Raw genomic sequence first — 25,073 nt, forward strand, 5'->3', positions numbered from 1 at the left:
GCAAGGCCCGTGCGCAGATCCGGGTTTCCGAAGGGCTACAAGCCCTTTGGCGGGGTGTCGGGGCAGGGCCCCGACATTGGGCTTCGCCCAAGCCCAGCGGGGCTCCGCCCTGCACCCGCAAAAGGGCTCGCCCTTTTGAATCCCGGGACTTGGCGCTACTCGGCCGCGACGGGCGTCCGGTCCGCCGGCTGCGCCATCCAGGCGGCGAGGTCGGCCCGGGCCCGGTCGGTCAAGGTGCGCTTCTTGAGGGCCGCCTTCTCGGGGCCGCGCAGGCGCCGGCCGGTCTCGTTGCGCGGGGCCTGCGCCAGGGGCGGGAACAGGCCGAAATTCACGTTCATCGGCTGGAACGAGCGCGGGGCGTTGGCCTCGCCATCGGCTTCCACATGGCCGCCCGTGATGTGGGCGATCAGCGCGCCCAGCGCCGTGGTCTGGGGCAGGGGGGCGAGCGGGTGCCCCGCCGCCTCGGCCACCGCGAAGCGGCCGGCCATCAGCCCGACCGCCGCGCTCTCCACGTAGCCCTCGCAGCCGGTGATCTGGCCGGCGAAGCGCAAGGCCGGGCGGGCCTTCAACCGGAGCGTGGCGTCGAGCAGGCGCGGGCTATCGAGATAGGTGTTCCGGTGCAGGCCCCCGAGGCGGGCGAACTCGGCCCGTTCCAGGCCGGGGATCGTGCGGAAGATCCGCATCTGCTCGGCGTAGGTCAGCTTCGTCTGGAAACCCACCATGTTGTAGAGGCTGCCCAGCGCGTTGTCCTGGCGCAGCTGGACGATCGCGCAGGGCTTGACCAGCGGGTCACGCGGGTTGGTGAGGCCCACGGGCTTCATCGGGCCGTGCCGCAGGGTCTCGGGCCCGCGCTCGGCCATCACCTCGATGGGCAGGCAGCCGTCGAAATAGGGCGTGCCCTCCCACTGCTTGAACCCGATCTTGTCGCCCGCCACGAGGGCGGCCACGAAGGCCTCGTACTGCGCGCGGTCCATCGGGCAGTTGAGGTAGTCGGCCCCCGTGCCGCCGGGGCCCGGCTTGTCGTAGCGCGACTGGAACCACGCCACGTCCATGTCGATCGAGTCGCGGTGGACGATCGGCGCGATGGCGTCGAAGAAGGCGAGGGACTCGGCGCCCGTCAGCCCGCGGATGCCTTCGGCCAGGGCCGGTGCGGTCAGCGGGCCGGTGGCGACGATGCAGGGTCCCCATTCCTCCGGCGGCAGGCCCTCGACCTCCCCGCGCACCAGCGTCACGTTGGGGTGCTGCTCCAGCGTTCGGGTCACCGCGGCGGAGAATCCCTCGCGGTCCACCGCCAGCGCCCCGCCGGCCGGCACTTGATTGGCGTCGGCCGCCCGCATGATCAGCGAGCCAAGCCGGCGCATCTCCTGGTGCAGCAGCCCGACGGCGTTGCCCTCGGGATCGTCCGACCGGAAGGAGTTCGAGCAGACCAGTTCGGCCAGCCCATCGGTCTGGTGGGCCTCGGTGCCGCGCACCGGGCGCATCTCGTGAAGGACGGCGCGATGGCCGGCCTCGGCCACCTGCCAGGCGGCCTCGGACCCGGCGAGGCCGCCGCCGACGATGTGGATGGTCTGTGTCATGCCTGAGAATAGCGAAGGACCGCCGCCCGGATCAACGGGCGGCGGTCCTTCGATGGAGTCTTGCGAACTGCGCGCGCTCTCAGGGATCAGACGCGGGCGATGCCGCGGATCTCGCTGCGGTTGATGCCGAGATCGGCCAGATCGCGATCCGAGAGGCGGGAGAGCTGGGTGACCGTGTCGCGGTACCGGAGATAGGCGCGGACGCGGCTCAGGACGCTACGGGCGGCGGACATGTTATGCTTTGACCTCTGTTCGGGCATCCGGTGGCGCATCGATGCGCATCGGTGCCTCTTGTTGGTGCAATGCACATATAAGCCCGCTGCAACGCAGCAGGAGTCGAAAGGTCAAGCATCAGCCCTGCAGTGATCGCATAACCCGCTTAAGATCTCGGCAACCTTTCCGAATGGTCATTCTTTGTGCGCATGTGGAACGCACCGCATACGCGAAGGGCGCCCCATCGGCCGATGGAGCGCCCTGTCTGTCGGACCGGTCGAGTCGCGCCTCAGTAGAACGGGCGCGGGCCGTAAAAGCCGTAGGGTCGGTAATAGGGGCGGGGCCGCGCGTAGCCGTAGCCGCCGTAATAGACCGGCCGCCGCCAGTGGCCGTAGGGGCGGGGCCCCCAGTTCGGGCGGCAGATGCCCCAGGGATTGGGGTGGAAGCCGGGGCCGCAGCCCCCGGCCGCCTGGGCGGAACCGGCAAGCCCGAGGCCACCGGCGATCGCGGCGGCCATAACGAGCGCCTTCGCGCGCGGCGCGCTCAGAAACGTCATGACTGGATCTCCTCTCGTCCTCCGGCGGATCGGCAGCCGGTCGAGGGAGATTCGGCTCCGCCGCCTGAACCGACGCTGAGCCCAAGGTTGTATCGGGTACAGGCTCGCGGCAGCATTCGGGCAACGCCGCGCGGACCGTGGCGGTTTCCCCGCCCCGGTTTCGTGGCGTCAGTGCAGCGAGGGCGTGCGCAGGAACGTCTCCCGGTCGGCGGAGACCAGGGCGAGCTTCACGCCACGCCCGTCGCGGCGGATGGTGAGCGGAACCCGCACCCCCGCCTCGCCGAGCGCCCAGACGCTGCGGAACAGGGCGGCGAGGTCCGCCAGCGGCTCGCCCGCCACGGCCTCGATCACGTCGCCGGCCTGGAGCCCGCCGGTCTCGGCCGGGCCGCCATCGGCCAGGCCCATCACCACGATGCCCTCCTCGCTCTCCGTGGCGTAGAGGCCGAGCCAGGGGCGCGGCGGCCGGTTCGCGCGGCCGCGCGTGGCGAGGTCGTCGAGGATCGGCGGCAGCAGATCGATGGGCACCACCATGTTGATCGGGCGCGCGCTCCCCGAACCGCCCTGCTGCAGCTGCAGCGAGCCGATGCCGAGCAATTCGCCCTGCGGCCCGATCAGCGCGGTGCCGCCCCAGTGCGGGTGCGCGGGGGCGGTGAACAGGGCCTCGTCGAGGACGTATTCCCAGTAGCCCGCGAATTCCTGCCGGGCGACCACCTCGACGGCGACGCAGCGCTGGCGCCCGCCCGCCCCCGCCAGCACCGCCCGGTCGCCGGTCCGCAGCCCGGCCGAACGGCCGAGCGGCAGGGCCGGCACGCCGAGGTCGCCCAGCGCCTGGACGAGGCCGAAGCCGGTGGCGGCGTCGAAGCCGAGGACGTGGCCGGGCACCGAGCGGCCATCCCGGGTGGTGAGCCAGACGCTCTCGGCCTCGGTCACGAGGTAGCCGATGGTGAGCACGAGGCCGTCCTCGCGGATCACCACGCCGTTGCCGGCGCGCTCCGTGCCCAGCGTCTCCGCCGTGAAGGCGCCGTCGGGCACCCGCGTCGACAGGGCCAGCACCGCCGAGAGCGCCCGGTCGAGGTCGTAGCCGTAATCCGCGGGCCGCGGCTGGGCCTGCGCGGGGATCTTCCACTCGCCCTGCGTCGCCATGAGAGTCCTTCGCCGAGAATCCTGCGCCGAGCGTCCTGCGCTCATCCGCACCCGGGCCGGAGCCGGATGCGCGAAAGACGACAAGATAGGATGTCCAGGCCGCCCGCGACACCCTGCAGGACGCCCCCCGCCCCATTGCCGCAGGGGTGAAAACGAAGAGGACCGCCCGGCCGGGGCCGGGCGGTCCATCGCGGGCGTCCGGTCCCCGCGCGGCGGGGACCGGGTTTCGCGCGTCTCAGTACTTGCGGACCAGCGGCGCCGGGATCGGCGAAGCGGCGGGGGCCGGCGAGTAGAGCGGGACGATGAAGCGGATCCAGCCGTCCGTGGAGTAGTCGCTGCGGGTGCGGCCGAACGCGTTGGTCAGGGTCGCGCCGGTCACGACGTCGCGGGCGACGTAGGCCTGAACGGTGAAGATCTTGAAGTCGTAGCCGATGAGGCCGCCGACCGCGAACCGGCCTCGGTTGTTGAAGGCCGCGCTGTACTGGCTGACGTCGAAGTTATACGTGCCGTAGGCGACCGGGCCGATCTCGAAGTTGCCGAACTTCTTCGTGGCGGTGATGTCGAAGTTCAGGGAGTCCGACAAGCGCAGCGGGCCGATGGCGGCGCCGACCTGGCCCGGGAAGCGGCCGGGCGAGTCGTAGATGTTGGCGGTCAGGTTGCCGGTGATGTTCCAGCCGTCGCCGGTGTAGCTGCCGGCGATGCCGAAGCGGTAGGTGTTCGAGGAGAGCTGCGGCAGGACCGGCGTGCCGACCGGGCTGACGCCGTAGGGCGAGAGCGCGTTCTGACGGAAGCCACCGTTGAACAGCGAGCCGCGGTCGCCGTCGAGGTCGTTCAGGTACACGCCGCCGAGCAAGCTGACGCCGAAGTTGCTGCCGAGGTCGAAGGCCCAGATGCCGCCGACGAAGGTGCCGACGTTGATCGAGATGTCCTTGTTGGGCGTGCCCGCTGCGTTGCGGGTGAAGGCGAACACGGTCGGGGGCGCCACGAGCAGCTCGACGCGGCCGCCGAACGGCACGAACGGGGTCGACCAGACCAGGACCGGGATGTTGACGGCCGTATCGGGATCGTTCCGGCCATCGGTGCGGCGGTAGGTGAACGTGTTGATGGCGTAGATGCCTTCCGGCAGCGGCGCGCCGACCGCGAGGCCGACCTGCTCGCCCGGCACCGTCGTGGTCTGCGCCTGCGCGATCGTCGAGGTCATGCCGACCGTGAGCGCGACCGATCCGGCCGCGAGCCAGTGCTTCATCATTTTCTCATTCCTTCCCAAGGTCCCAAGGCGTCCGTCCCGCATCCGGCATTTCCTTGCCGGTCTGCTCGCCTATCGCGGCTGCCGGCTTCGGATCTGCCGAGCGCCCCCACGGAGCCTGCCCGTCTCAACGTCTGCGACTATTCTACAGAGACCCTCGGAAAGACAGTGGAATGCTCGCTGAATTGCCAGAACCAGCCCAACCGTTGCCCAAAAGCCGCATTTTTGCGGCGATGCAACACTGTCCACAGGCCGCCTCCGGAGGCCCCATCCGGCAAAATATCGTTGAATGGTCAAGCTGTTGTAACCGCCCGTCGCGGGAGAATCCGGCAAGCCCGGGCGGAGGATCGGGCAGGAGGCCGAACGGGGCGGAGCGGTCCGGAATGGCGCCGGATCGGCGGCCGGACGGGTCCGCACGCGCGCGGAGCGCCGGGCGACGGCTCGAATCACCGCCCGCGCGGACCGGTCCCGGCCGGCACCCGGCAAAAACTGCCGCGCCGGCCAGCGCCGGCCCGGCTACTCGGCGGCGCTGCGGCGGGGGGCGGCCTGCGGGGCGGGCCGCCGCTCCAGCACCTCCCGCAGGAACCGGCCGGTGTGGCTGGCCTTGGACCGGGCGATCTCCTCCGGGGTCCCCTGCGCCACCACCCGGCCGCCGCCGTCGCCGCCCTCGGGACCCATGTCGATCACCCAGTCGGCGGTCTTGATCACTTCGAGGTTGTGCTCGATCACCACCACCGTGTTGCCCTGGTCGACCAGCTCGTGGAGCACCTCCATGAGCTTGGCGACGTCGTGGAAGTGCAGGCCGGTGGTCGGCTCGTCGAGGATGTAGAGGGTGCGGCCGGTGGCGCGCTTCGACAGCTCCTTGGAGAGCTTCACCCGCTGCGCCTCGCCCCCCGACAGGGTGGTGGCCTGCTGGCCGACATGGACGTAGTGCAGGCCGACCCGCTTCAGGGTCTCGAGCTTGTCGCGGATCGCCGGCACCGCCTTGAACAGCTCGGCCGCCTCCTCGACGGTGGAGTCGAGCACGTCGGCGATGGACTTGGCCCGGTACTTCACCTCCAGGGTCTCGCGGTCGTAGCGCTTGCCCTTGCAGACGTCGCAGGTGACGTAGACGTCGGGCAGGAAGTGCATCTCGATCTTGATGACGCCGTCGCCCGAGCAGGCCTCGCAGCGCCCGCCCTTCACGTTGAACGAGAAGCGCCCCGGCTGGTAGCCCCGCGCCTTGGCCTCGGGGAGGCCCGCGAACCAGTCGCGGATCGGCGTGAAGGCGCCGATATAGGTGGCGGGGTTCGAGCGCGGCGTGCGCCCGATCGGCGACTGGTCGATGTCGATGACCTTGTCGAGGTGCTCCAGCCCCTCCAGCCGCCCGTAGGGGGCCGGGTGCTCCAGGGCGCCGTTCAGCTTCTTGGCCACCGCCTTGTAGAGCGTGTCGATCACCAGGGTGGACTTGCCGCCCCCCGAGACGCCGGTGATGCAGGTGAAGGTGCCGAGCGGGATCTCGACGTCGACGTCCTTGAGGTTGTTGCCCCGGGCGCCGAACAGCCCGAGCTTGCCCTTCCGGCCCTTGCGACGCGCCGTCGGCGTGCGCACCGACATCGCGCCGGTGAGATACTTGGCGGTCAGCGAGGCCGGGTTGGCCAGCACCTCGGCGGGCGTCCCCTGCGCGATGATCTCGCCGCCGTGGATGCCCGCGCCCGGGCCGACATCGACCACGTAGTCGGCCTGCAGGATCGCGTCCTCGTCGTGCTCGACCACGATCACCGAATTGCCGAGGTCGCGCAGGCGCTTGAGCGTGCCGAGCAGCCGCTCGTTGTCGCGCTGGTGCAGGCCGATGGACGGCTCGTCCAGCACGTAGAGCACGCCGGTGAGCCCCGAGCCGATCTGGGAGGCCAGTCGGATGCGCTGGCTCTCGCCGCCCGAGAGCGAGCCGGAGCCGCGGGCGAGCGTCAGGTATTCGAGGCCGACATCCACCAGGAAGCTCAGCCGGTCGCGGATTTCCTTCAGGATCCGGACCGCGATCTCGTTCTGCTTGGCCGTCAGCTTCTCGGGCAGCTCCGAGAACCAGCGATGCGCCTCGGAGACCGAGAGGGCCGTGACATCGGCGATGTCCGCCATGGCGACCTTCACGGCGAGCGCCTCGGGCTTCAGCCGCTTGCCGCCGCAGGTGGCGCAGGGCGTCTCGCTCATGAAGCGGCCGATCTCCTCCCGGACGGCGTCGGAATCGCTCTCCTTGTAGCGGCGCTCCAGGTTCGGGATCACGCCCTCGAACGGCTTGTTGACCGTGTATTTGCGCAAGCCATCGTCGTAGGCGAAGCGGATCGCCTGCTTGCCCGATCCGTACAGCACGATGCTGCGGGCCGTGTCCGACAGGCTCTGCCAGGGCACGCCGGTCTTGAAGCCGAAATGCTCGGCCAGCGCGTCGAGGGTCTGGCCGTAATACGGCGAGGTCGACTTCGCCCAGGGGCCGACCGCGCCGCGCTTCAGGCTGAGGGCCGGATCGGAGATCACCAGCTCGGGGTCGATCCGCATCTCGTGGCCGATGCCGCTGCAGGTCGGGCAGGCGCCGAACGGGTTGTTGAACGAGAACAGCCGCGGCTCGATTTCCGCGATGGTGAAACCCGAGACCGGGCAGGCGAAGCGCGACGAGAAGGTGATGGTCCGGGGCGTCTCGCCCTCGGGGGCGTCGGCGAACACGACCTCCGCGATGCCGTCGGCGAGGTCCAGCGCGGTCTCGAAGGAATCCGCCAGCCGCGAGCCGATATCGGCGCGGACCACGATGCGGTCGACCACCACGTCGATGTCGTGCTTGAACTTCTTGTCGAGCTTCGGGACATCGTCGATGGCATAATATTCGCCGTTGACGCGCAGGCGCTGAAAACCCTTCTTCTGGTACTCGGCGATCTCTTTCCTGTATTCACCCTTCCGGCCGCGGACCACGGGGGCGAGCAGGTAGAGCCGGGTCTTCTCCGGCAGCTCCAGCACCCGGTCGACCATCTGCTGGACGGTCTGGCTCTCGATCGGCAGGCCGGTGGCGGGCGAGTAGGGGATGCCGACCCGCGCCCAAAGCAGGCGCATGTAGTCGTAGATCTCGGTGACCGTCCCCACGGTGGAGCGGGGGTTCTTGGAGGTGGTCTTCTGCTCGATGGAGATGGCCGGCGACAGCCCGTCGATCTGGTCGACATCGGGCTTCGACATCATCTCCAGGAACTGGCGGGCATAGGCCGACAGCGACTCGACGTAGCGGCGCTGCCCCTCGGCGTAGATCGTGTCGAAGGCGAGCGACGACTTGCCCGAGCCCGACAGCCCGGTGAACACGACGAGCTTGTCCCGCGGGATGGTCAGATCGACGTTCTTGAGATTGTGCTCCCGGGCGCCGCGGACCGCGATGACCCGCCGGTCCTCGATGGGGGCCGGGGCGGCGTCGAACAGGGCCTCCAGCTTGGCGTCGATGGCAGCCTCGTTCCGGGCGCCGGGGGGGCTGGATTTCGCGCGAACCGGTTTGGACGGGGCCTCCTTGGCGGTCGCCGGGGCTTTCGGAGGGGCTTTGGAAGGGGCTTTGACGGCAGCCTTGGGCGCGGCTTGCGCGGCGCCGGCGCGGCTTGCGGCACGACCTGGGGCACGACTTCCAGCTTGGGCTTTGGCCATGAGGGCGGCGGTCTTTCGCGGCGTCGACCGAGGCATCGACGAAGTCGGACGGATTCGCGCGCGGGCCAGCCGCCGCTCCGGCTCATGTCGAGCCCGAGGGGGCCTACGGCAAGATGCGGCCGGCGGGACACAGGCCCGTCATGCGCCGCCCTTGCTAGAACGAAACGCGTACGGCGGCAACCGCTCCGTGCGGCGGCACGACGGATGCAGTCATCGACGCCCCGGCCTATAAGAGAATTTGTGAAACATGCTTATCGTCGGAAGCGTGATTCTTCCGGGCAGACGATGGAGGCCCCATGGCGACCATGACGATTTCCCTGCCCGACCCGATGAAGGAGTGGATCGAGGCGCAGATCAAACAGGGCGATTATGCCAGCACAAGCGATTACGTCCGCGACCTCGTGCGCCGTGACCGCGAGCGGCGCGCCCAGACAGAACTGACGCTCGAGGATCTGCGCCGGATCGTCGACGAGGCCCGCGCCGGAGAACCAAGCCGCCGCAAGGTCCCCGAAATCCTCGCCCGGGCCAGGAAGCACGCGCAGTCTGATCGACCGCTGGATGAGTGACTATACCCTCACGGCGCGGGCTGAAGCGGATCTGTTCGACATCGCCGCCTTCGGCTACCGGCAGTTCGGTATCCGACAAGCGGAAGCCTATGTCGGCGACTTGGAACATGTCTTCCAGCTCCGTGCCGACAATCCCCGCATGGGCCGGAAGGCCGACGCGATCCGGCCCGGCGTGCACCGCCACGAATACGCCGCGCACGTCATCCTGTACGAGCCGGCGGAGGGCGGTGTCCTGATCCTGGCCATCATCCACGGCCGCAGCGTGAGGGGGCTCGACCTGTAGCGCGGGCTATCGCTGCGCCGCCTCACCCCTGAGACGCGACTCCATCGACAGGTGCCGATGCCAACGCGCGACGCGACCGACCCGGCCGCCCTCCGCGGTTCCGATAACCGCGCCGCAGCCCGGCAGCGCCTGTCCACGCGGCTGCTGTTCCTGATCGTCGGGATCGCCAACGCCACCTGGGCACCCCTGGTGCCGCTGGTGAAGGACCGCGCCGGCCTCGATGAGGCCGGGCTCGGCCTGCTGCTCCTCACCTTCGGGATCGGCTCGCTCCTGGCGATGCCGAGCGCCGGGGCGGCGGCCGCGCGGCTCGGATACCGGCCGGTCCTCCTCGCCGGCACGTTGGCGCTCGGCCTCGCCCTGCCGGTGCTGGCCCTGGCCTCCGGGCTCGTCCCGCTCACCCTCGCGCTGCTGCTGTTCGGCGCCGGGATGGGGGCGGTGGATTGCGTCATGAACCTGCAGGCCGTCGCGGTGGAGCGCGCCGGCGGGCGGCCGATGATGTCGGGCTTCCACGGGCTCTACAGCCTGGGCTGCATCCTGGGGGCGCTGATCGCCAGCGCCCTCCTGGCCGCCGGGCTCGGGGCGGGCGGGAGCGTGCTGCTGCTGGTCGGGGGCATCGCGGCCCTGTTCGCGGCGGCCTGGCCCGGCATCCTGCGGGCGGAGCGGGGCGGGGGGAGCCATGGTCCCGCCTTCGCGCTGCCCCGGGGCCCGGTGCTCGTCCTGGGCCTGCTCTGCGGCGTGGTGTTCCTCACCGAGGGCTCCGCCCTCGACTGGAGCGCCGTGTTCCTGATCCAGCAGCGGGGCCTCGATCCGGCCTGGGCGGCGCTCGGCTACGCGGCCTTCTCGGTCACCATGACGGCCGGCCGGCTCGGCGGGGACGCGATCGTGGCCCGGCTCGGCCGGGGGCGGGTGGTGGTCCTCGGCGGCCTGCTGGCGGCCGCGGGGCTCGCGCTCTCGGTGGTCGTCCCGTCCTGGGAGGCGGCGCTCGCCGGCTACGCCCTGGTCGGGGCGGGCTGCGCCAACATCGTCCCGGTCCTGTTCACCGCGGCGGGCCGCCAGACCGCGATGCCCGCGCGCGTGGCGGTGCCGGCGGTCACGACGCTGGGCTATGCCGGCGTGCTGGCGGGCCCGGCCCTGATCGGCTTCGTGGCGCAGGCGCTCGGCCTGCCGGGCGCCCTCCTGCTCGTGGCGGCCCTGCTCCTCGGCGTGGCGGCGACGGGGCGCTCCCTGCGAGTCTGAGCGCCCGATCCCCGGTCATGGTTTCGAAAGGTCGGGACCTTTCGCGGGTCCAGGGCAGAGCCCTGGTGTCGGGCTGCGCCCGAAGGCAGTCAGGGCTCTGCCCTGACAACCCGCCAAAGGGCGGAGCCCTTTGGGAACCCAAGATCCTCGAAGCTCACGCCTCCGCGTTGCGCGCCATGAAGGTGGCGGGCGTCCCGTCCTCCGGGTTCACGAAGATGATGTCGGTGGGCGCCCGCCGGGGGGTGTCGATCGACAGGAACACCACCGGGTCCCCGGGCTCGAGCGCCGGCATCGCGTGGACCGTGCCCTTCTCGAAGAACAGGAGCTGGCCGGGCCCGAACGCCGTCTCGGCGGCCGGATCGCCCAGCCAGACCCGGCCCCGGCCCGACAAACAGTAGAGGTACTCGTCGCAGGTGGCGTGATAGTGCGGCGGGGTCGGCCGGTAGATCCGGAACACCCGGGCGCTCGCCGCCTCCCGGTCGGTCAGGTAGGTGTCGACCAGGAGCGTCCGGGCGCTGTCGGGCAGGGCCGCCGCCAGCGCCGTCACGTCGAAGAGGCCGGTCCCCGCCGCGTCCGCCATCCCATCCTCCTCAATCGGCAAACCCTTCGAGCACGATCTTGCCCTTGGCGCGCCCGCTCTCGATCAGCGCGTGGGCGCGCGTCAGGTTCGTGGCGTCGATCCGCCCGTAATGCTCCCCCAGGGTGGTGCGCAGGCGCCCGGAATCAACCAAGCGCGCGACCTCGTCGAGGAGCGCCCCCTGGGCGGCGATGTCGGCGGTGGCGAACAGCGAGCGGGTGAACATGAACTCCCAGTGCAGCGACAGGCTCTTGCGCTTGAGGAGCCCGACATCGAGCTGCTCCGGATCGTCGATCAGGGCGAGGCGGCCCTGCGGGGCGATCAGCTCCACGATCTCCCCGAGATGGGCGTCGGTGTTGGTGGTGGAGAAGACGAGGCCCGGCGCGCCGAGGCCGAGGGCCGCCACCTCCGCCGCCAGGGGCTTGGCATGGTCGACCACATGGTGGGCGCCGAGATCCCGGCACCAGTGCGCGGTCTCGGGCCGCGACGCGGTGGCGATCACGGTGAGGTCGGTGAGTGCCCGGGCGAGCTGGATCGCCACCGAGCCGACGCCGCCCGCGCCGCCGACGATCAGGAGCGCCGGGGCTGCGCCCGGCACCGGCTTGCCCACGTCGAGCCGATCGAACAGGGTCTCCCAGGCGGTGATCGCGGTGAGCGGCAGGGCGGCGGCCTGCGCCCAGTCGAGGCTCTTCGGCTTGTGTCCGACGATGCGGGCATCGACGCAATGGTATTCGGCGTTGGTCCCCGGCCGGGTCAGGTCGCCCGCGTAGAACACCGCGTCGCCGACGGAAAAGCCCTGAACCTCCGCGCCGAGGGCGGCGACGGTGCCGGCCGCGTCCCAGCCCAGGACCTTGGCGCCGCCCGCCTCCGGCTCGGCCCGGCGCCGGACCTTGGTGTCGACCGGGTTCACCGACACCGCCTCGACCTTCACCAGCAGGTCGCGAGGGCCGGGCTCCGGCTGCGGCAGGTCGAGGGCGACCAGGGCTTCGGGATCGGTGATCGGCAGGGACTTGCGGTATCCGACGGCGCGCATCGCGGCCTCCTCTGGCTCAGCGCCGGAGAGATGCCGTCCGCCTTCACGGGGCGCAAGGGCGCACATAAAAGGCCCATAGTGCCGGAAATGATACCGTGGAAGGACCCCATGCCCCGCACCCGCCGCCATACCGGCAGCTGCAGCCCCGGCTGCGCCGTCGAGGCGACCCTCCGGCTCATCGACGGCAAGTGGAAGGGCGTGATCCTGTATCACCTGCTGGAGGGGACCCTGCGGTTCAGCGAGATCCGGCGGCGGCTCGCCAGCGTGACGCAGCGGATGCTCACGAATCAGTTGCGCGAGATGGAGGCGGACGGCCTGATCACGCGCATGGTCTACGCGCAGGTCCCGCCGAAGGTGGAATACAGCTTGACCGAGCGCGGGCGCTCCCTGGAACCTGTCATCCGCGCCCTGAAGATCTGGGGCGATCTGCACACCGATCGGGCAAATACCGTGCAAGACGCTGCTTAATGCGGCAGACCCAAGCCGAAGAACACCGAGAACCCTAACCGGATGTTCAGCACTGGGCGGGATGGTAAACAGTCACCTGCCGAACCCTTGCAGATCTTCCGATGATTCTCCTATCCTCGCTCCGCGCCCGCATCCTGGCGGTGGCGCTCGCCCCCTGCCTGGCCTTCGCGGGGGCGGCGGGTCTGGCCGTCTCCGACCAGTGGGCGCGCCGCGCCGAGATGGACCGGGTGGAGAGCCTCGTCGGCCTCGCCTCGCGGATCAGCGCCTTCGTGCACGAGGCCCAGCGCGAGCGCGGCGCCTCCAGCCTGTTCCTGGGGGCGAAGGGCGCGCAGTTCGGGCCGGAGCTCGCCGCCCAGCGCGGGCGCACCGACGCGGCGCTGGCGGGGCTGCCGGAGGCCATGACGGCCGCCACGGGCTTCGGCCCGGCCTTCGCGGCCCGCGGGGCGGGCTTCACCCAGGCGCTGGCGGGCCTCGCGGCCCAGCGCCGGGCGGTGGACGCCCTGACGCCGAGCGCGCCCGAGGCGGCGCGCTTCTACACCGGCCTGATCGGCGAGGGGCTCGGCCTCGTGCGGGCGATGGGCGGGGTGATCGACGAGGCCGGCCTCGCCGCCCGGGCGAACGCCTACGCGGCCTTCCTGGCGCTGAAGGAGGCCGCCGGCCAGGAGCGGGCGGCGGCCGCCGCGGCCTTCGCGTCGGGCAGCCTGGACCTTCCGGCCGCGCGCCGGCTCGTCACCCTCTCGGCCGAGCAGGCGACCTATGCCGGCCTGTTCCGGGCCGGGGCCGAGCCGCCCCAGGCCGCCCTGCTCGACGCCGCGGAGGCGACGGAGCCGGCCCGCGAAGTGGCACGCCTGCGCCAGGCCGCCCAGGAGACGATCCCCGGCACGCCGCTCGCGTTCCGCGACGCGCCTGCCTGGTTCCGCCTCGCCACGCAGCGCATCGACGCCCTGAAGGGCGTGGAGGACCGGCTGACCGCCGATCTCGTGGCGGCCGCCGGCGCCGTGCGCGCCCGGGCCGACCGGATGCTGACCCTGTGGGGCGCGGGGGGCTTGGCCCTGTTCGCCCTCTCGGTCGGATTCGCGGTCTGGCTCGGCACGGCGATCGCCCGGCCGCTCGGGCGGATGGCCGCGGTGCTGACGGCGATCGGCCGGGATGAGGAGACGGAGGACGCGGCCGATCTGTCGATCCCGTCGGGCGGCCCGCGCGAGGTCCGGGCGATCGCCGCGGCCGCCGGGGCGTTCCGCGACAGCGTCGCCGAGCGCCGCGCCGCCCGGGTCGCGCAGGAACGTCTCGCCACCGAGAATGCCGAGGCCCAGCGCGCGGTGGCGCTCGGCCTTGCCGACAGTTTCGAGCGCCAGGTCGGCGGCATCGTCGAGGCGGTCTCGGCGGCGGCCGCCCAGCTGGAGGCCTCCGCGCACGGCATGGCCCGGGCCGCCCAGGACACGACCGACCTCGGCCGGGCGGTGGCGGCATCGGCCGATTCGGCCGCGCGTTCGGCCGACACGGTGGCGGCGGCCACCGAAGAGCTCACCGCCTCGGTGCGGGAGATCGGCGTGCAGGTCGGGTCCTCGGCCGATCTCGCGGCCGCCGCGACCCGGGACGCCGACGGCATGGCGGGGGAGATCCGCCGCCTCGCGCAGGCCGCCGGCAGCATCGGGGAGATCGTCGCGATGATCTCGCAGATCGCCGGGCAGACCAACCTGCTCGCGCTCAACGCTACGATCGAGGCGGCCCGGGCCGGCGAGGCGGGCCGGGGCTTCGCGGTGGTCGCCGCCGAGGTCAAGGCGCTGGCCGATCAGACCGCCCGGGCCACCGGGGAGATCGGCGCCAAGGTCGCGGAGATCACCGGCTCCACGGAGGCCTCGGTCCGGTCGATCGGCGGCATCACCGGGGTGATCCGCAACCTCGCCCGGATTGGTGCCGAGATCGCCGCCATGGTCGAGGAGCAGGGCGCGGCCACCGCCGAGATCGCCCGGACCACGGCCCAGACCGCGCAGGATACCCGCGGGGTCTCGGGCCACATGGCGGGCGTGGGCGAGGCGGCCGGTACGGCGAGCCAGGGCTCGGCCCAGGTGCTGCAGGCGGCGGGCGACCTCGCCCGGCAGGCGGGCGCCCTGCGCGACGCCGTGGCGGGGTTCCTGGACCGGGTGCGGGCGGCCTGAGGGGAGGGGCCCCGGCGCGGGCGCCTGCGGTCGCGCAGCGGCCCGAACCCGCCGCCGGGGATCGACGGTTCGGGGGATCGGCGGTTCGGGGGATCGGCGGTTCGCCTGCGCGATGCTCCGGTCAGGGCGTGCAGGCGGGGAGACGGGACGCGAGCGCCAGCAGCGACCGTCTCAGTATGTCGGGGCGAACCGGCTTGTGGATGAGCGGGATCTCGCTGTCCAAGGCTTCGCGCAGGCGCGCCGGTGCGGTGTCGCCGGTGATGAGGAGCGCCGGGATCGGCTGCTGCCAGTGCCGCCTCAGAAGCGCGATGGCTTCGGCGCCCGTCTGGCCCTCGCGCAACCGGTAATCGCAGACCAGCACATCCGGTGCCGGCTCGCGCAAGAGGGCCCCGATCGCGTCGTCCGGCCGTTCGAAGGCCCAGCACACGCATCCCCAGCCGGTCAGGAGCGCCACCATCGCGTCGCGCACGATGGCATCGTCATCGACGATCACGATCCGGGTGCCGGCCAGCGCGCCGTTCGGGTCGCCGCCCTCGGGGGCATCCGGCGCACGGACGTCGTCGGTCACGGCCTCGCGTGTTCGGGGCACGCGGATCCGGAACACGCTGCCCTGCCCCTCCCGGGACGAGAGGGACAGCGCATGGCCCAGAGAGTCCGCGATCCCCCGCGCGATGGCCAGCCCGAGGCCGAGGCCCTTGTGGCGATCGCGCTCGGGATTGCCGAGCTGGTAGAACTCGCGGAAGATGTCGTCCTGCTTGGCCGCGGGGATGCCGATTCCCGTGTCGTAGACCTCGATCGAGACGTCGTCCCCCCGGCGGCGGCAGCCGATGAGGAGGCCGCCGCGGTCGGTGTAGCGGATGGCGTTGAGCACCAGATTGCGCAGGACCAGCTCCAGCAGCGCGGCATCGGAGACGACGGCCAGATCCGTCTGGAGCGTCCGGTAGATCAGGCTCTTGGCATCGGCCAGATGGGCGAGATCGTTCTCGATCCTGTCGAGGAGCGGCTGGAGTTCGAAGGCCCCCGGGCGAGGCGTCACGACCCCGGCTTCCAGGCGCGAGAAATCCAGCAGCGTGTTGAGCATGTCCGTCGAGGCGACGTTCGCCGCCTGGGCGTTCTGGAGGATCCGGCGCTGGGGGTCGCCCAGATCCGTCTGGCTCAACGCCTGCAGGAACAGGCCCAGGGCGTGGACGGGCTGGCGCAGATCGTGACTGGCCGCCGCGAGGAACTGCGACTTCGCGGTGTTGGCGTGCTCCGCGTCGAGACGGGCGCGGTGGGCCGCGGCGGTCTCGCCGCGCAACCGTTCGACGAGGGCGGTATTCTCGAAGCGGAGCTCGATCGATTCCCGGACGCGGCGGCTCGCGAGCACGACCTGGCCGTACTGCCCGGCGACGAACAGGAGCGCGCAGATCGCCAGCGCCCGGTAGGGTGCGCCGCCCAGCGACCAGAGGGTCCCGGCCGCCAGGAGGGCGACGGGGACGACGAGCGCGAGATAGAGGTGGCGCCGCGGTGCCAGGAGCGAGACGCCGTTGCTGCAGGTCGCCCCCAGCAGCGACATCGTCAGGATGCTGACCGCAGGCACCTGCAGCGGGAGCGCGATGCCGATCAGCGAGCCCAGGATCGTGCCTTCCACGATCTTGCTCAGGAAGACGACGCGCTCGACCCGGCGCGCGCGCCCGGGCTCGCTCACGACGTGGCGCGCATGCCGGGCGTAGCGGGCCGCCGCGACCCGCTCGAGGAGGAACGCGCCATACCAGCCCAGCAGGATGCCGTGCGGCGCCAGGGTCCACAGCACGATGAGCATCAGCGTCGAGACGAGGAAGCCGACGGCGACCGACTGCGCCACCCCGTCCAGGACAAGGCGCAATTCCTCGGCGACGATCCGGTGGTCCTGCGGCGGCGTCATCGGATCAGCCCGAGCTGTTGCGCCTTGAAGACGGCCTCCGCGCGCCGGGTGACGCCGAGGGCCGACAGCAGGCCCTGCACATGGCCGCGGACCGTATGCTCCGACAACCCGAGACGGCGCCCGATCATCTTGTTGGACAAGCCCCGTCCGACGAGGCCGAGCACCTCGGCCTGCCGCGGCGTCAGCGACGGACAGACGAGACCGGCGGCCGGCGGGGCGACGGCGGACCGGTGCAGGATCTCGCGCAGGACCGTCATCATCCGGTCCGGCCGATCGGCCTTGGACAGGAAGGCGCTGGCCCCCTGGGCGACCGCGGTGTCGACCGTATCGGGCTGATCCAGCGCGGAGACGATGACGATCCTGGCGGCAGGCCAGCGCCGCTGCAGGAGGCCCATCCCTTCCAGGCCGCCGATTCCGGGCAGCTGGATGTCGAGAAGGATGATCGTCGGAACGACCGCCACGAGGGCGAGGGCCTCGTGCAAGGACGCGCTGTCGAAGATCGGGATCCTGTCGAAGGCCGTCGAGAGCATCGACACGATGCCGGACCGAAACAGCGCGTGATCGTCGATGATGAGGATCGCTTCCTGCGCCATGCGAATCCTGTCTAAAGCAATCGTATCGGTGTCGTCACGCGGCGTGGACCAGTCCATCTGGACTGGTCCACGCCCTTGTTGGGCCGGCCCCCCCGCCGCGTGCCCGATCCGCTAGAAAGACCCCTTCGACGACCGCGGTCACGCTCCGGCCGGGTGTCGCGCGGGAGGCCGGGCGGGGAGGACATCATGCTGCACCAGCGCGCGCATCGTGATCCGCCCCGCGCGCGGCGGATCCCACGGCACCACCGCGGTTCCGTGCGCCCCCGGGCCGTCCGGAACGCCCGGAACGCCCGGAACGCGATGCGTGGCGGGCCTGCCCGCCGAAATCGAGCCCGGGGAGCGTGATGGCCCATTCACACCCGAAGCGCCGCGCCGTTGCCGGTTTGACGCGGCGCGGCCTCGCCTGCGCGGCACCCGTCCCGATGCGCCGTGCAGGGCGTGCCCTGATCGTGCGGTGGATCGGTGCGGCCGCGCTGAAGCGACGGAAGGCGGCCAGTCGCGCGGCCCTTCGCGCGGCCGGCGCACCGCCGGATCCCGACACGGTGGTCAGGCTCACCTGGGCCCAGACGTTCGGGCGCGGACCGAGCCGACAGGCCGGCACCTCGGATGTCCCGGCCCTCATCGTCGCGATGAGGCCGCGTACCGATACGCTGTGTGCGTGAGAGCGTGTGTTCGCGATACGTGTCGCGAGACTGGCGATGGCGCGTCGTCGATTCGACGGCGTGTCGGCGCCCCGGGACCAGGGGGCGAGACGTCCCCGGATCGAACCGGGGTGACCGGGTGACGGCCGCACGGCCACCCGATCGGGCCCGGACCCCGGCGGACCGGATTCCCCATTCCCGGCCGCGCCCTAGTTGACGACGCGAAGGCCCCGGGGCCGGATCGGGATTCATCGCACGCCCATGGCCAGCCTCAGCGTCGCGGTCGCGTTCGGCGTCCGCCTGCTCCTCGTGCTGCTGTTCCTGCCGTTCAGCGCCCTCGACAAGATCCTGAACTTCAGGGGCGCGGTCGGGCAGGCGCGCCAGGCCGTGCACGCCACCGCGCCCGCCACGGTGCTGATCCTGCTCGGGCTCACCGTGGAGATCGGGATGTCGCTGTGCATCCTGACCGGCACCGCCGACCGGGCCGCCGCCTTCGTGATGGCCGGCTATTGCGGGGTCACGGCGCTCCTGTGGAAACAGTTCTGGAAGCCGGGCGATTTCTGGTCCGGCGGCAAGGGCCGCGAACTGTTCTGGGATTTCCTAAAGAATTTCGCCCTCGCGGGCGGCTTCCTGCTCATCACCTTCGGCACGGGGGCCTCGACCGTCCAGGACTTCCTCGCCGATCCGCTCGGTTCGACCCATCCCTACGCGGTCGCATCCGGGCTTCCAAAGGGCTGAAGCCCTTTGGTGGGTCGTCAGGGCAAGGCCCCGACCGTCTCGGGCGCAGCCCGACACCGGACAACGTCCGGCACCAGGGCTCCGCCCTGGACCCGCGAAAGGGCTCACCCTCTCGAAACCCTGACAGGCCCTCAGCCCTTCGGCACGGTGGCGACCATAGAAGGCCGGCCCTCCACGACCGCGAACCACGCCGCCAGGGCGGGGCGGCCCTCGCGCCACGCGAGGTCGGGGAAGCGCAGGTCGAGGTAGCCCAGCGCGCAGGCCAGCGCGACCGTGCCGATGTCGAGCGCCGGCAGGTCGGCCGCCAGGGCCTCGAACCGGTCCAGCGCCGCCCCGATCTTGCCGACCTGTCCGGCCTCCCAGGCGTCCCAGCGCTGCGCCTCCGGGCGCAGGACGCGCTCGTAGCGGGTGAGCAACGCCGCATCGAGCAGCCCGTCGGCCAGCGCCTGCCGGGTCAGGGCATCCCAGCGGGCGTCGCCCTCGGGGAACAGGCGCGGACCGGTGGAGCGGCCGTCGAGGTATTCGCAGATCACCCGGCTGTCGTAGAGGGCGGTCCCGTCCTCCAGGATGAGGGCGGGGATCTTGCCGAGCGGGTTGTGGGCGGCGATCTCCGCGGCGGAGCCGGTCGGGGAAGCCGTGGCGGCCGTGACGGTGATCCGGTCGATCAGCCCGGTCTCGTGGGCGAGGACCAGCACCTTGCGGGCATACGGGGAGGCGGGGGAATAGAAGAGCTTCATCGGACCGTCCCGGTTGGTCGTGGCGCCGCGGGGGCGGCGCCGGACCTTGCACCGATGGGACCGGGAATCCAGTCCCCGGCGCGCCCGATCCGTCAGACCTTCCGGGTCATCCCGGGGCCGGCATGCACCACCCGGGTCCGGTGCGAGGGCTTGGCGCCCGCGCGCTTGGCACCCGTGCCCCTGGCACGCGCCCGCCAGGCGAGGATGGCGGTCGCCACCCGGTCGAGGACCAGCATGAACAGGCTTCCGAGGATCGCCAGCACGCAGGCGGCCCCGATCAGCACGCCCCAGATCCCGGGCGCCGGGATGATCATCAGGCACAGCAGGCCGAACACGGCCGCGCCAGGTATCCACTTCGCCATCGCGCTGACCGCCCGATCATCCGAGAGCCCCCTCAGATCGGCAGAGCCTACATCCAGAAGATAAGCGCTGTATTGATATAGGATATATCTCACGCAGATATGTTCATTTTGGTGAAATCATGAATCTTGTAGTATATGATATGTAAACAACCCGCGGGCCGGCGCCCGGGAGCGCTGCGGCCGGTGACAACGGGCACGCGCTGTCCGCGGAACGGGCCGGGTGCCGGGAATCCGGGCTTCTCGGGGGGCGCCGAATCGGGGTATCGAAGGTCCAGCCCATCGCGACGATGCGGGAGAGACCGGGATCCACCCACAGAGGGGGACCCGGCGCCGACGGAGCAACCGCCCCGGAAACTCTCAGGCACCGGAACCGTGTCGTCAGGGCGATCTGGAGAGCGGTGCAGCGGGCCAAGCCCGTGGGCACCCGCCGAAGGGGACGTCCGCGAAAGGCCTCGCCAGGGCCAGACCGGATCAAGCTCTCAGGCACCGGGACAGATGGGGCGCGCAACCGGCCGACCGCTTGAGGCGGCCTTCCCGCGTCCGCGTTCCGGAGTTCCACCCATGACCCACATCGCCGTGATCGGCGCCGGCATCACCGGCGTGACGACCGCCTATGCGCTTGCCCAGCGCGGCTACCGCGTCACCGTCCTCGACCGGCAGCGCTACGCCGCCATGGAGACCTCCTTCGCCAATGGCGGCCAGCTCTCGGCCTGCAACGCCGAGGTCTGGAACAAGGTCTCCACCGTGCTCCACGGCATCCAGTGGATGATGCGCCGCGACGCGCCGCTGCTGATGAACCCCACCCCGTCCTGGCACAAGCTGTCGTGGATGGCGGAATTCGTGCGCGAGATCGCCCATTACCGGCAGAACACCGTGGAGACCGTGCGGCTGGCGCTCAAGGCGCGCACGGCCCTGTTCGCCATGGCGGAGGCCGAGGGGATCGACTTCGACCTGAAGACCCGCGGCATCCTGCACTTCTACCGGGACCGGGCGAGCTTCGAGACGGCGCACGCCGTCAACGCCCTGCTGCGGGAGGGCGGGCTGGAGCGCTACGCCGTGACCCCGGAGGAGATCCGCGCCATCGAGCCGACGCTGGCCGGGTCCTACGTGGGAGGCTACTTCACGCCCTCGGACGCCACCGGCGACATCCACAAGTTCACCCGGGGCCTGGCGGCGGCCTGCGCGCGCAAGGGGGTCCGCTTCGTCCAGGACGCCGAGGTCGCGACGATCGCGCCGGGGGAGGGGGGCTACGCCGTCGGCTGGCGACAAGCTGGGCATTCCGCCGGCCGCCCCGGGGAGGCGCCGCAGGTCCTGCAGGCCGACGCGGTGGTGATCTGCGCGGGCTGCGCCAGCCGGCACTTCGCGGCGATGCTCGGCGACCGGGTCAACGTCTACCCGGTGAAGGGCTACTCGATCACCGTGAACCTGCTGACCCCGGAGGCGCAGAAGGCGGCCCCGGAGGTGAGCATCCTCGACGAGGCGGCCAAGATCGTCACGAGCCGGCTCGGCGACGAGCGCCTGCGGGTGGCCGGCACCGCCGAGTTCAACGGCTTCAACCGCGACATCCGCCACGACCGGATCCAGCCGCTGGTCGACTGGACCCGGGAGCAGTTCCCGCTGGTCGACACCGACCGGGTGGTGGCCTGGAGCGGCCTGCGCCCGATGCTGCCCAACATGCTGCCCAAGGTCGGCCGGGGCCGCCGGCCCGGGGTGTTCTACAACACCGGCCACGGCCATCTCGGCTGGACCCTCTCGGGGGCCACGGCGGAACTCGTCGCCGAGGCGATCGCCGCCGAGCACGCGCCGGGGCAGACGATCCTGCCACTGGCGGCCTAAGTCTCGGGTTTCCAAAGGGCCCGAGGCCCTTTGGCGGGTTGTCAGGGCAAAGCCCTGACGCGCGGCGCGCGGTCCCACTCGCGAGACGGGGGGCGCGCCGCCCGAGATTATTTTGTATTCTCTTTCCGAACCGCCCCGGAATCCGAGCCGCGATGCCCCCCTCCGCCGCCTATCTCGACCCCGCCACCGGGGCGACCTACCCGATCGAGACGCCGCGCTGGCGCTCCGAGACGGGCGGTCCGCTGATGATCACGGATCTTCCCGGGATCGATCGTGGGGAGATCGACACGGCCGAGCGCTCCCTCTGGCGCTATGCCGCCGCGCTGCCGGTGGCGGTCGCCGATCCGGTCACGCTGGGGGAGGGCTGCACGCCGCTGGTGCGCCGGCCCTGGCGGGGCGGGCACGCGCATTTCAAGCTCGAATGGTTCGCGCCGTCCGGCAGCTTCAAGGACCGGGGCGCCTCCGTGATGCTGTCGATCCTGCGCCAGCAGGGGGTGGACGCGGTGCTGGAGGATTCCTCCGGCAATGGCGGGGCCGCGGTGGCGACCTACGCGGCGGCGGCCGGGATGCGGGCCAAGATCCTGGTCCCGGCCTCGACCTCGCCGGCCAAGACCGTGCAGATGCGCGCCGTCGGCGCCGAAGTCGAGCTGATCCCCGGCACCCGCCAGGACACCGCCGACGCCGCCGTCGCCCAGGCGGATTCGATCTTCTACGCCAGCCACAACTGGCAGGCCCACTTCCTCCAGGGCACCAAGACGCTGGCCTACGAGCTGTGGGAGGATCTGGGCTTTGCCGCGCCCGACCACGTCATCATCCCCTGCGGGGCGGGCAGCAACATCCTCGGCTGCGATATCGGCTTCTCGGAGCTGCTGCGCCGGGGGGCGATCGCCCGGCTCCCCCGCCTCTACGCGGTGCAGCCGGCCCATTGCGCGCCCCTGCATGCGGGCTTCGAGGCGGGCGCCGAGGATTTCGTGCCGGTCACGCCCCGCCCGACCCTGGCCGAGGGCGCCTCGATCGCCCAGCCGGTCCGGGGCCGGGCGGTGCTGGCGGCGCTCCGCCGCTCCGGCGGCGGCACCGTGGCGGTCTCCGAGGAATCCATCGAGGCGGCGCTGATGGAGCTCGCCCGGTCGGGTCTCTACGTCGAGCCGACCTGTGCCATGGCGGCGGCGGCGCTCACCGATCTCACCGCGCGCGGCGCGATCCGGCCCGGGGAGACCACCGTGGTGGTGCTCACCGGCACCGGCATCAAGGCGACGCCGCGCATCGCCGAGCTTCTGGGCCTCGCCCCCTGACGGGACCTGCCGACGCAACAAGATCCGGAGGAGACACCCATGCGCAACAACATCCCCGCCACCGTCGGGATGCCGGTCGAGGCGGTCGACACCCCCTGCCTGCTGGTCGATCTCGACGCCCTCGAGCGCAACATCGACAAGCTCGGCGGCTTCATGAAGGAGCGCGGCCTGCGCCACCGGGCGCATGCCAAGACCCACAAGTCGTCCGACATCGCCACCCTGCAGATCGAGCGGGGCGGCGCCTGCGGCGTCTGCTGCCAGAAGGTCAGCGAGGCCGAGGCGCTGGTGAGCGCCGGCATCCGCGACGTGCTGGTCTCCAATCAGGTGACCGCACCGCAGAAGATCGAGCGCCTCGCGGCCCTGGCCAAGCGGGCGCGGGTGCTGGTCTGCGTCGACGACCTCGGCAATGTCGACGACCTCTCGGCGGCGGCGGTCCAATACGGCGTCACCCTCGAATGCCTCGTGGAGATCGATGTCGGGGCCGGCCGCTGCGGCGTCGCGCCGGGCGAGCCTGCGGTGGCGATCGCCAAGAGGATCGCGGCGGCGCCGGGCTTGAGCTTCGGGGGCCTGCAGGCCTACCAGGGCAAGGCCCAGCACGTGCGCGATTTCGGCGAGCGCAAGGCCCTGATCCAGACGGCGATCGACGAGACGAAGCGCACCGTCGACCTGCTCAAGGCCGAGGGGCTCGCGTGCGCCATCGTGGCGGGGGCCGGCACCGGCAGCTTCGCGATGGAGGGCGGCAGCGGCGTCTACAACGAGCTGCAATGCGGCTCCTACGTCTTCATGGACGTGGACTACCAGCGGGTGAAGGACGCCGAGGGGCGCCCGATCACCGATTTCGAGAACAGCCTGTTCATCTATACGGCGATCATGAGCAAGGCGAAGGCGGATGTCGCGATCTGCGACGCCGGCCTGAAGGCGCAGAGCATCGACAGCGGCCTGCCGAAGGTCTTCGGCCGGGACGACGTGGAGTACATCAAGTGCTCCGACGAGCACGGGGTGCTGAGCGATCCCGGCAACGTGCTCAAGCTCAACGAGCGCCTGAAGCTGATCCCCGGCCATTGCGACCCGACGGTCAACGTCTACGACTGGTACGTGGGCGTGCGGGACGGCCGGGTCGAGGCGATCTGGCCGGTCACCGCCCGCGGCATGACGCTGTAACGGGATCCCAAAGGGCCGAGGCCCTTTGGCGGGTTCTCAGGGCGGAGCCCTGAGGTATTCACCAGGGCTCTGCCCTGGACCCGCAAAAGGTCTCGACCTTTTGAAACCATGACTCGGGAGGTCCAAGAACCCATGCGCTTCATCTCGGAGGAGGAATCGGCCGCGCTGGTCGATCACGCCATGGCGTTCGACGCGGCCCGGGAGGCGCTGATCGCCGCGGTGGCGCCGGGCACCACCCTGTTCCCGGCGGTGCTCGGGCACGGCTCGGAGCCGACCAACCGGTTCTCGATCAAGTCGGGCGCGACCGCCGACTATGCCGGGCTGAAGGTCGGCTCGTTCTGGCCCGGCAACCCGGACCGGGGCCTGCCCCGGCACAATTCGGTGATCCTGCTGTTCGACCAGGATGTCGGCCGGGTCGACACGGTGATCGAGGCGGGCCGCGTCAACGCCTACCGGACCGCCGCCGCCGATGCGGTGGCGGCCAGCGTGCTGGCCCGGCCGGATTCGGCGGTGCTCGCCGTGTTCGGCGCCGGCAACCAAGCGGAGTTCGAGGCCGCGGCTTTGGCCCGGGTGCTGCCGATCCGGACCGTGCTGGTCGTCGCCCGGGATGCCACCAAGGTCGCGGGCTTTGCCGAGCGCCTGGCGGGGCAGGGGGCCTCCGGGCTCGACGTGCGGGCGGTCTCACCGCAGGAGGCCTGCGAAGCCGCCGACGTGATCGTCACGGCGACGCCGGCCCGGGCGCCGCTGTTCGAGGCCGCATGGGTCCGCCCCGGCACGCATGTCGCCGCCATGGGGGCCGACGCCAGGGGCAAGCAGGAACTGCCCCCGGCCCTGCTGGAGCGCGCGGCCCTGTTCTGCGACCTGCCCGAGCAGTCGCGCACCATCGGCGAGTTCCAGCACGCCTCCGCACAGGCTCAAGGCGGTCTCACGGCGATCGGCGACGTGCTGCGGGGCGGGCAGGGGGGCGAGAAGGGGGGCGGTAACAGGGGTCGCGCCAGTGCAGAGGCGATCACCGTGTTCGACTCCTCCGGCATCGCCCTGCAGGACCTGACCATCGCCCGGGCGATCCTCGCCAAAGCCGACGCGCGCCTGTAGGGCAAGCCGGCGC

At 71.4% G+C, this 25,073-nt stretch carries 23 protein-coding genes and 2 riboswitches; of the genes, 11 read left to right on the plus strand and 12 right to left on the minus strand.

Annotation, left to right across the window (positions count from 1 at the left end; translation table 11 throughout):
* Positions 1-155: 155 nt before the first annotated feature.
* The 6 genes from trmFO to uvrA all read right to left on the minus strand — a co-directional run bounded on the left by trmFO (position 156) and on the right by uvrA (position 8,380).
* A complete protein-coding gene (trmFO, locus tag AAHG09_RS22480) occupies positions 156-1,577 on the minus strand; it encodes a methylenetetrahydrofolate--tRNA-(uracil(54)-C(5))-methyltransferase (FADH(2)-oxidizing) TrmFO (protein ID WP_342109726.1) in 1,422 nt (473 codons plus the stop codon).
* An 86-nt stretch (positions 1,578-1,663) separates the two neighbouring features.
* Positions 1,664-1,810 carry a DUF1127 domain-containing protein gene (locus AAHG09_RS22485; RefSeq protein ID WP_091717789.1) on the minus strand — a complete coding sequence of 49 codons (147 nt, stop codon included), beginning with the start codon at positions 1,808-1,810 and terminating at the stop codon, positions 1,664-1,666.
* A 269-nt stretch (positions 1,811-2,079) separates the two neighbouring features.
* On the minus strand, positions 2,080-2,346 hold the full coding sequence (locus tag AAHG09_RS22490) for a GCG_CRPN prefix-to-repeats domain-containing protein (RefSeq protein WP_342109728.1): 267 nt from the start codon (positions 2,344-2,346) through the stop codon (positions 2,080-2,082).
* A 168-nt stretch (positions 2,347-2,514) separates the two neighbouring features.
* Positions 2,515-3,489: a S1C family serine protease gene (locus AAHG09_RS22495; RefSeq protein ID WP_342109729.1), complete on the minus strand. Its 975-nt coding sequence runs from the start codon at positions 3,487-3,489 to the stop codon at positions 2,515-2,517.
* Between the two features lie 235 nt (positions 3,490-3,724).
* Entirely contained in the window at positions 3,725-4,738 is a 1,014-nt protein-coding gene (locus AAHG09_RS22500) for a transporter family protein (RefSeq protein ID WP_342109730.1), read from the minus strand.
* A gap of 513 nt (positions 4,739-5,251) precedes the next feature.
* Positions 5,252-8,380 carry an excinuclease ABC subunit UvrA gene (gene uvrA / locus AAHG09_RS22505; protein WP_342109731.1) on the minus strand — a complete coding sequence of 1,043 codons (3,129 nt, stop codon included), beginning with the start codon at positions 8,378-8,380 and terminating at the stop codon, positions 5,252-5,254.
* A 296-nt stretch (positions 8,381-8,676) separates the two neighbouring features.
* On the opposite strand from uvrA, the gene AAHG09_RS22510 reads away from it, so the two are divergent.
* Genes AAHG09_RS22510 through AAHG09_RS22520 form a run of 3 tightly spaced genes read left to right on the plus strand, consistent with a single transcriptional unit; the run spans position 8,677 to position 10,465 of the window.
* Positions 8,677-8,946 (plus strand): type II toxin-antitoxin system ParD family antitoxin, encoded by a 270-nt coding sequence (locus AAHG09_RS22510; RefSeq protein ID WP_342109732.1) that lies wholly within the window; start codon positions 8,677-8,679, stop codon positions 8,944-8,946.
* The gene (locus AAHG09_RS22515; RefSeq protein WP_342109733.1) at positions 8,939-9,229 is read left to right on the plus strand and encodes a type II toxin-antitoxin system RelE/ParE family toxin; all 291 of its coding nucleotides are present in this window, start codon (positions 8,939-8,941) and stop codon (positions 9,227-9,229) included. The genes AAHG09_RS22510 and AAHG09_RS22515 overlap by 8 nt, the downstream gene beginning before the upstream one ends.
* A 57-nt stretch (positions 9,230-9,286) precedes the next feature.
* On the plus strand, positions 9,287-10,465 hold the full coding sequence (locus tag AAHG09_RS22520; protein WP_342109734.1) for an MFS transporter: 1,179 nt from the start codon (positions 9,287-9,289) through the stop codon (positions 10,463-10,465).
* Positions 10,466-10,619: 154 nt separating this feature from the next.
* Here AAHG09_RS22520 and AAHG09_RS22525 read toward each other — a convergent pair whose 3' ends face one another.
* Both AAHG09_RS22525 and AAHG09_RS22530 read right to left on the minus strand, forming a co-directional pair.
* On the minus strand, positions 10,620-11,045 hold the full coding sequence (locus AAHG09_RS22525) for a cupin domain-containing protein (RefSeq protein ID WP_342109735.1): 426 nt from the start codon (positions 11,043-11,045) through the stop codon (positions 10,620-10,622).
* 10 nt (positions 11,046-11,055) lie between these two features.
* Positions 11,056-12,075, minus strand: coding sequence for a zinc-binding alcohol dehydrogenase family protein (locus AAHG09_RS22530; protein WP_342109736.1), 1,020 nt, complete (start codon positions 12,073-12,075; stop codon positions 11,056-11,058).
* Between the two features lie 108 nt (positions 12,076-12,183).
* Between AAHG09_RS22530 and AAHG09_RS22535 the strand changes: the two genes are divergently transcribed.
* Positions 12,184-12,543: a winged helix-turn-helix transcriptional regulator gene (locus AAHG09_RS22535; protein WP_342109737.1), complete on the plus strand. Its 360-nt coding sequence runs from the start codon at positions 12,184-12,186 to the stop codon at positions 12,541-12,543.
* A gap of 101 nt (positions 12,544-12,644) precedes the next feature.
* Positions 12,645-14,702: a methyl-accepting chemotaxis protein gene (locus AAHG09_RS22540; RefSeq protein ID WP_342109738.1), complete on the plus strand. Its 2,058-nt coding sequence runs from the start codon at positions 12,645-12,647 to the stop codon at positions 14,700-14,702.
* A 121-nt stretch (positions 14,703-14,823) separates the two neighbouring features.
* Here the strand turns inward: AAHG09_RS22540 and AAHG09_RS22545 are convergent, their stop codons facing one another.
* Both AAHG09_RS22545 and AAHG09_RS22550 read right to left on the minus strand, forming a co-directional pair.
* The gene (locus AAHG09_RS22545; RefSeq protein ID WP_342109739.1) at positions 14,824-16,605 is read right to left on the minus strand and encodes an ATP-binding response regulator; all 1,782 of its coding nucleotides are present in this window, start codon (positions 16,603-16,605) and stop codon (positions 14,824-14,826) included.
* A complete protein-coding gene (locus AAHG09_RS22550; protein WP_342109740.1) occupies positions 16,602-17,198 on the minus strand; it encodes a response regulator transcription factor in 597 nt (198 codons plus the stop codon). Before AAHG09_RS22550 ends, AAHG09_RS22545 begins: the two co-directional genes overlap by 4 nt.
* A gap of 344 nt (positions 17,199-17,542) precedes the next feature.
* Between AAHG09_RS22550 and AAHG09_RS22555 the strand changes: the two genes are divergently transcribed.
* Complete coding sequence (locus AAHG09_RS22555) at positions 17,543-17,860, plus strand: hypothetical protein (protein WP_342109742.1); 318 nt, start codon at positions 17,543-17,545, stop codon at positions 17,858-17,860.
* Positions 17,861-18,100: 240 nt separating this feature from the next.
* The gene (locus tag AAHG09_RS22560) at positions 18,101-18,577 is read left to right on the plus strand and encodes a DoxX family membrane protein (RefSeq protein ID WP_342109743.1); all 477 of its coding nucleotides are present in this window, start codon (positions 18,101-18,103) and stop codon (positions 18,575-18,577) included.
* Between the two features lie 131 nt (positions 18,578-18,708).
* Here the strand turns inward: AAHG09_RS22560 and AAHG09_RS22565 are convergent, their stop codons facing one another.
* Positions 18,709-19,314, minus strand: coding sequence for a glutathione S-transferase (locus AAHG09_RS22565; RefSeq protein ID WP_342109744.1), 606 nt, complete (start codon positions 19,312-19,314; stop codon positions 18,709-18,711).
* A 92-nt stretch (positions 19,315-19,406) separates the two neighbouring features.
* Positions 19,407-19,676, minus strand: a complete 270-nt coding sequence (locus AAHG09_RS22570; RefSeq protein WP_342109745.1) for a hypothetical protein — start codon at positions 19,674-19,676, stop codon at positions 19,407-19,409.
* 280 nt (positions 19,677-19,956) lie between these two features.
* Positions 19,957-20,059: riboswitch (glycine riboswitch) on the plus strand.
* A 3-nt stretch (positions 20,060-20,062) separates the two neighbouring features.
* Positions 20,063-20,173, plus strand: a riboswitch (glycine riboswitch).
* A gap of 64 nt (positions 20,174-20,237) precedes the next feature.
* Here AAHG09_RS22570 and AAHG09_RS22575 point away from each other — a divergent pair.
* From AAHG09_RS22575 to AAHG09_RS22590, 4 genes are all read left to right on the plus strand, one after another.
* The gene (locus AAHG09_RS22575) at positions 20,238-21,512 is read left to right on the plus strand and encodes a D-amino acid dehydrogenase (protein WP_342109746.1); all 1,275 of its coding nucleotides are present in this window, start codon (positions 20,238-20,240) and stop codon (positions 21,510-21,512) included.
* A 152-nt stretch (positions 21,513-21,664) separates the two neighbouring features.
* Positions 21,665-22,804, plus strand: coding sequence for a pyridoxal-phosphate dependent enzyme (locus AAHG09_RS22580; RefSeq protein ID WP_342109747.1), 1,140 nt, complete (start codon positions 21,665-21,667; stop codon positions 22,802-22,804).
* A 39-nt stretch (positions 22,805-22,843) separates the two neighbouring features.
* Complete coding sequence (locus AAHG09_RS22585) at positions 22,844-23,965, plus strand: DSD1 family PLP-dependent enzyme (protein WP_342109748.1); 1,122 nt, start codon at positions 22,844-22,846, stop codon at positions 23,963-23,965.
* Positions 23,966-24,097: 132 nt separating this feature from the next.
* Positions 24,098-25,060, plus strand: a complete 963-nt coding sequence (locus AAHG09_RS22590) for an ornithine cyclodeaminase family protein (RefSeq protein WP_342109749.1) — start codon at positions 24,098-24,100, stop codon at positions 25,058-25,060.
* Positions 25,061-25,073 lie beyond the last annotated feature (13 nt).

This window comes from Methylobacterium guangdongense (genome assembly GCF_038442355.1).
Taxonomy (GTDB): domain Bacteria; phylum Pseudomonadota; class Alphaproteobacteria; order Rhizobiales; family Beijerinckiaceae; genus Methylobacterium; species Methylobacterium guangdongense.

What these genes read in the sequence shown, in the direction of transcription:
- AAHG09_RS22535 (WP_342109737.1), top strand. Translation starts at nt 12,184, where the DNA reads ATGCCCCGCACCCGCCGCCATACCGGCAGCTGCAGCCCCGGCTGCGCC.
- AAHG09_RS22560 (WP_342109743.1), top strand. Translation starts at nt 18,101, where the DNA reads ATGGCCAGCCTCAGCGTCGCGGTCGCGTTCGGCGTCCGCCTGCTCCTC.
- AAHG09_RS22545 (WP_342109739.1), bottom strand. Translation starts at nt 16,605, where the DNA reads ATGACGCCGCCGCAGGACCACCGGATCGTCGCCGAGGAATTGCGCCTT.
- AAHG09_RS22515 (WP_342109733.1), top strand. Translation starts at nt 8,939, where the DNA reads ATGAGTGACTATACCCTCACGGCGCGGGCTGAAGCGGATCTGTTCGAC.
- AAHG09_RS22570 (WP_342109745.1), bottom strand. Translation starts at nt 19,676, where the DNA reads ATGGCGAAGTGGATACCTGGCGCGGCCGTGTTCGGCCTGCTGTGCCTG.
- AAHG09_RS22490 (WP_342109728.1), bottom strand. Translation starts at nt 2,346, where the DNA reads ATGACGTTTCTGAGCGCGCCGCGCGCGAAGGCGCTCGTTATGGCCGCC.
- AAHG09_RS22590 (WP_342109749.1), top strand. Translation starts at nt 24,098, where the DNA reads ATGCGCTTCATCTCGGAGGAGGAATCGGCCGCGCTGGTCGATCACGCC.
- AAHG09_RS22495 (WP_342109729.1), bottom strand. Translation starts at nt 3,489, where the DNA reads ATGGCGACGCAGGGCGAGTGGAAGATCCCCGCGCAGGCCCAGCCGCGG.
- AAHG09_RS22580 (WP_342109747.1), top strand. Translation starts at nt 21,665, where the DNA reads ATGCCCCCCTCCGCCGCCTATCTCGACCCCGCCACCGGGGCGACCTAC.
- AAHG09_RS22500 (WP_342109730.1), bottom strand. Translation starts at nt 4,738, where the DNA reads ATGATGAAGCACTGGCTCGCGGCCGGATCGGTCGCGCTCACGGTCGGC.
- AAHG09_RS22565 (WP_342109744.1), bottom strand. Translation starts at nt 19,314, where the DNA reads ATGAAGCTCTTCTATTCCCCCGCCTCCCCGTATGCCCGCAAGGTGCTG.
- AAHG09_RS22585 (WP_342109748.1), top strand. Translation starts at nt 22,844, where the DNA reads ATGCGCAACAACATCCCCGCCACCGTCGGGATGCCGGTCGAGGCGGTC.
- AAHG09_RS22540 (WP_342109738.1), top strand. Translation starts at nt 12,645, where the DNA reads ATGATTCTCCTATCCTCGCTCCGCGCCCGCATCCTGGCGGTGGCGCTC.
- uvrA (WP_342109731.1), bottom strand. Translation starts at nt 8,380, where the DNA reads ATGGCCAAAGCCCAAGCTGGAAGTCGTGCCCCAGGTCGTGCCGCAAGC.
- AAHG09_RS22550 (WP_342109740.1), bottom strand. Translation starts at nt 17,198, where the DNA reads ATGGCGCAGGAAGCGATCCTCATCATCGACGATCACGCGCTGTTTCGG.
- trmFO (WP_342109726.1), bottom strand. Translation starts at nt 1,577, where the DNA reads ATGACACAGACCATCCACATCGTCGGCGGCGGCCTCGCCGGGTCCGAG.
- AAHG09_RS22510 (WP_342109732.1), top strand. Translation starts at nt 8,677, where the DNA reads ATGGCGACCATGACGATTTCCCTGCCCGACCCGATGAAGGAGTGGATC.
- AAHG09_RS22525 (WP_342109735.1), bottom strand. Translation starts at nt 11,045, where the DNA reads ATGGCGGACGCGGCGGGGACCGGCCTCTTCGACGTGACGGCGCTGGCG.
- AAHG09_RS22530 (WP_342109736.1), bottom strand. Translation starts at nt 12,075, where the DNA reads ATGCGCGCCGTCGGATACCGCAAGTCCCTGCCGATCACCGATCCCGAA.
- AAHG09_RS22555 (WP_342109742.1), top strand. Translation starts at nt 17,543, where the DNA reads ATGGCCCATTCACACCCGAAGCGCCGCGCCGTTGCCGGTTTGACGCGG.
- AAHG09_RS22485 (WP_091717789.1), bottom strand. Translation starts at nt 1,810, where the DNA reads ATGTCCGCCGCCCGTAGCGTCCTGAGCCGCGTCCGCGCCTATCTCCGG.
- AAHG09_RS22575 (WP_342109746.1), top strand. Translation starts at nt 20,238, where the DNA reads ATGACCCACATCGCCGTGATCGGCGCCGGCATCACCGGCGTGACGACC.
- AAHG09_RS22520 (WP_342109734.1), top strand. Translation starts at nt 9,287, where the DNA reads ATGCCAACGCGCGACGCGACCGACCCGGCCGCCCTCCGCGGTTCCGAT.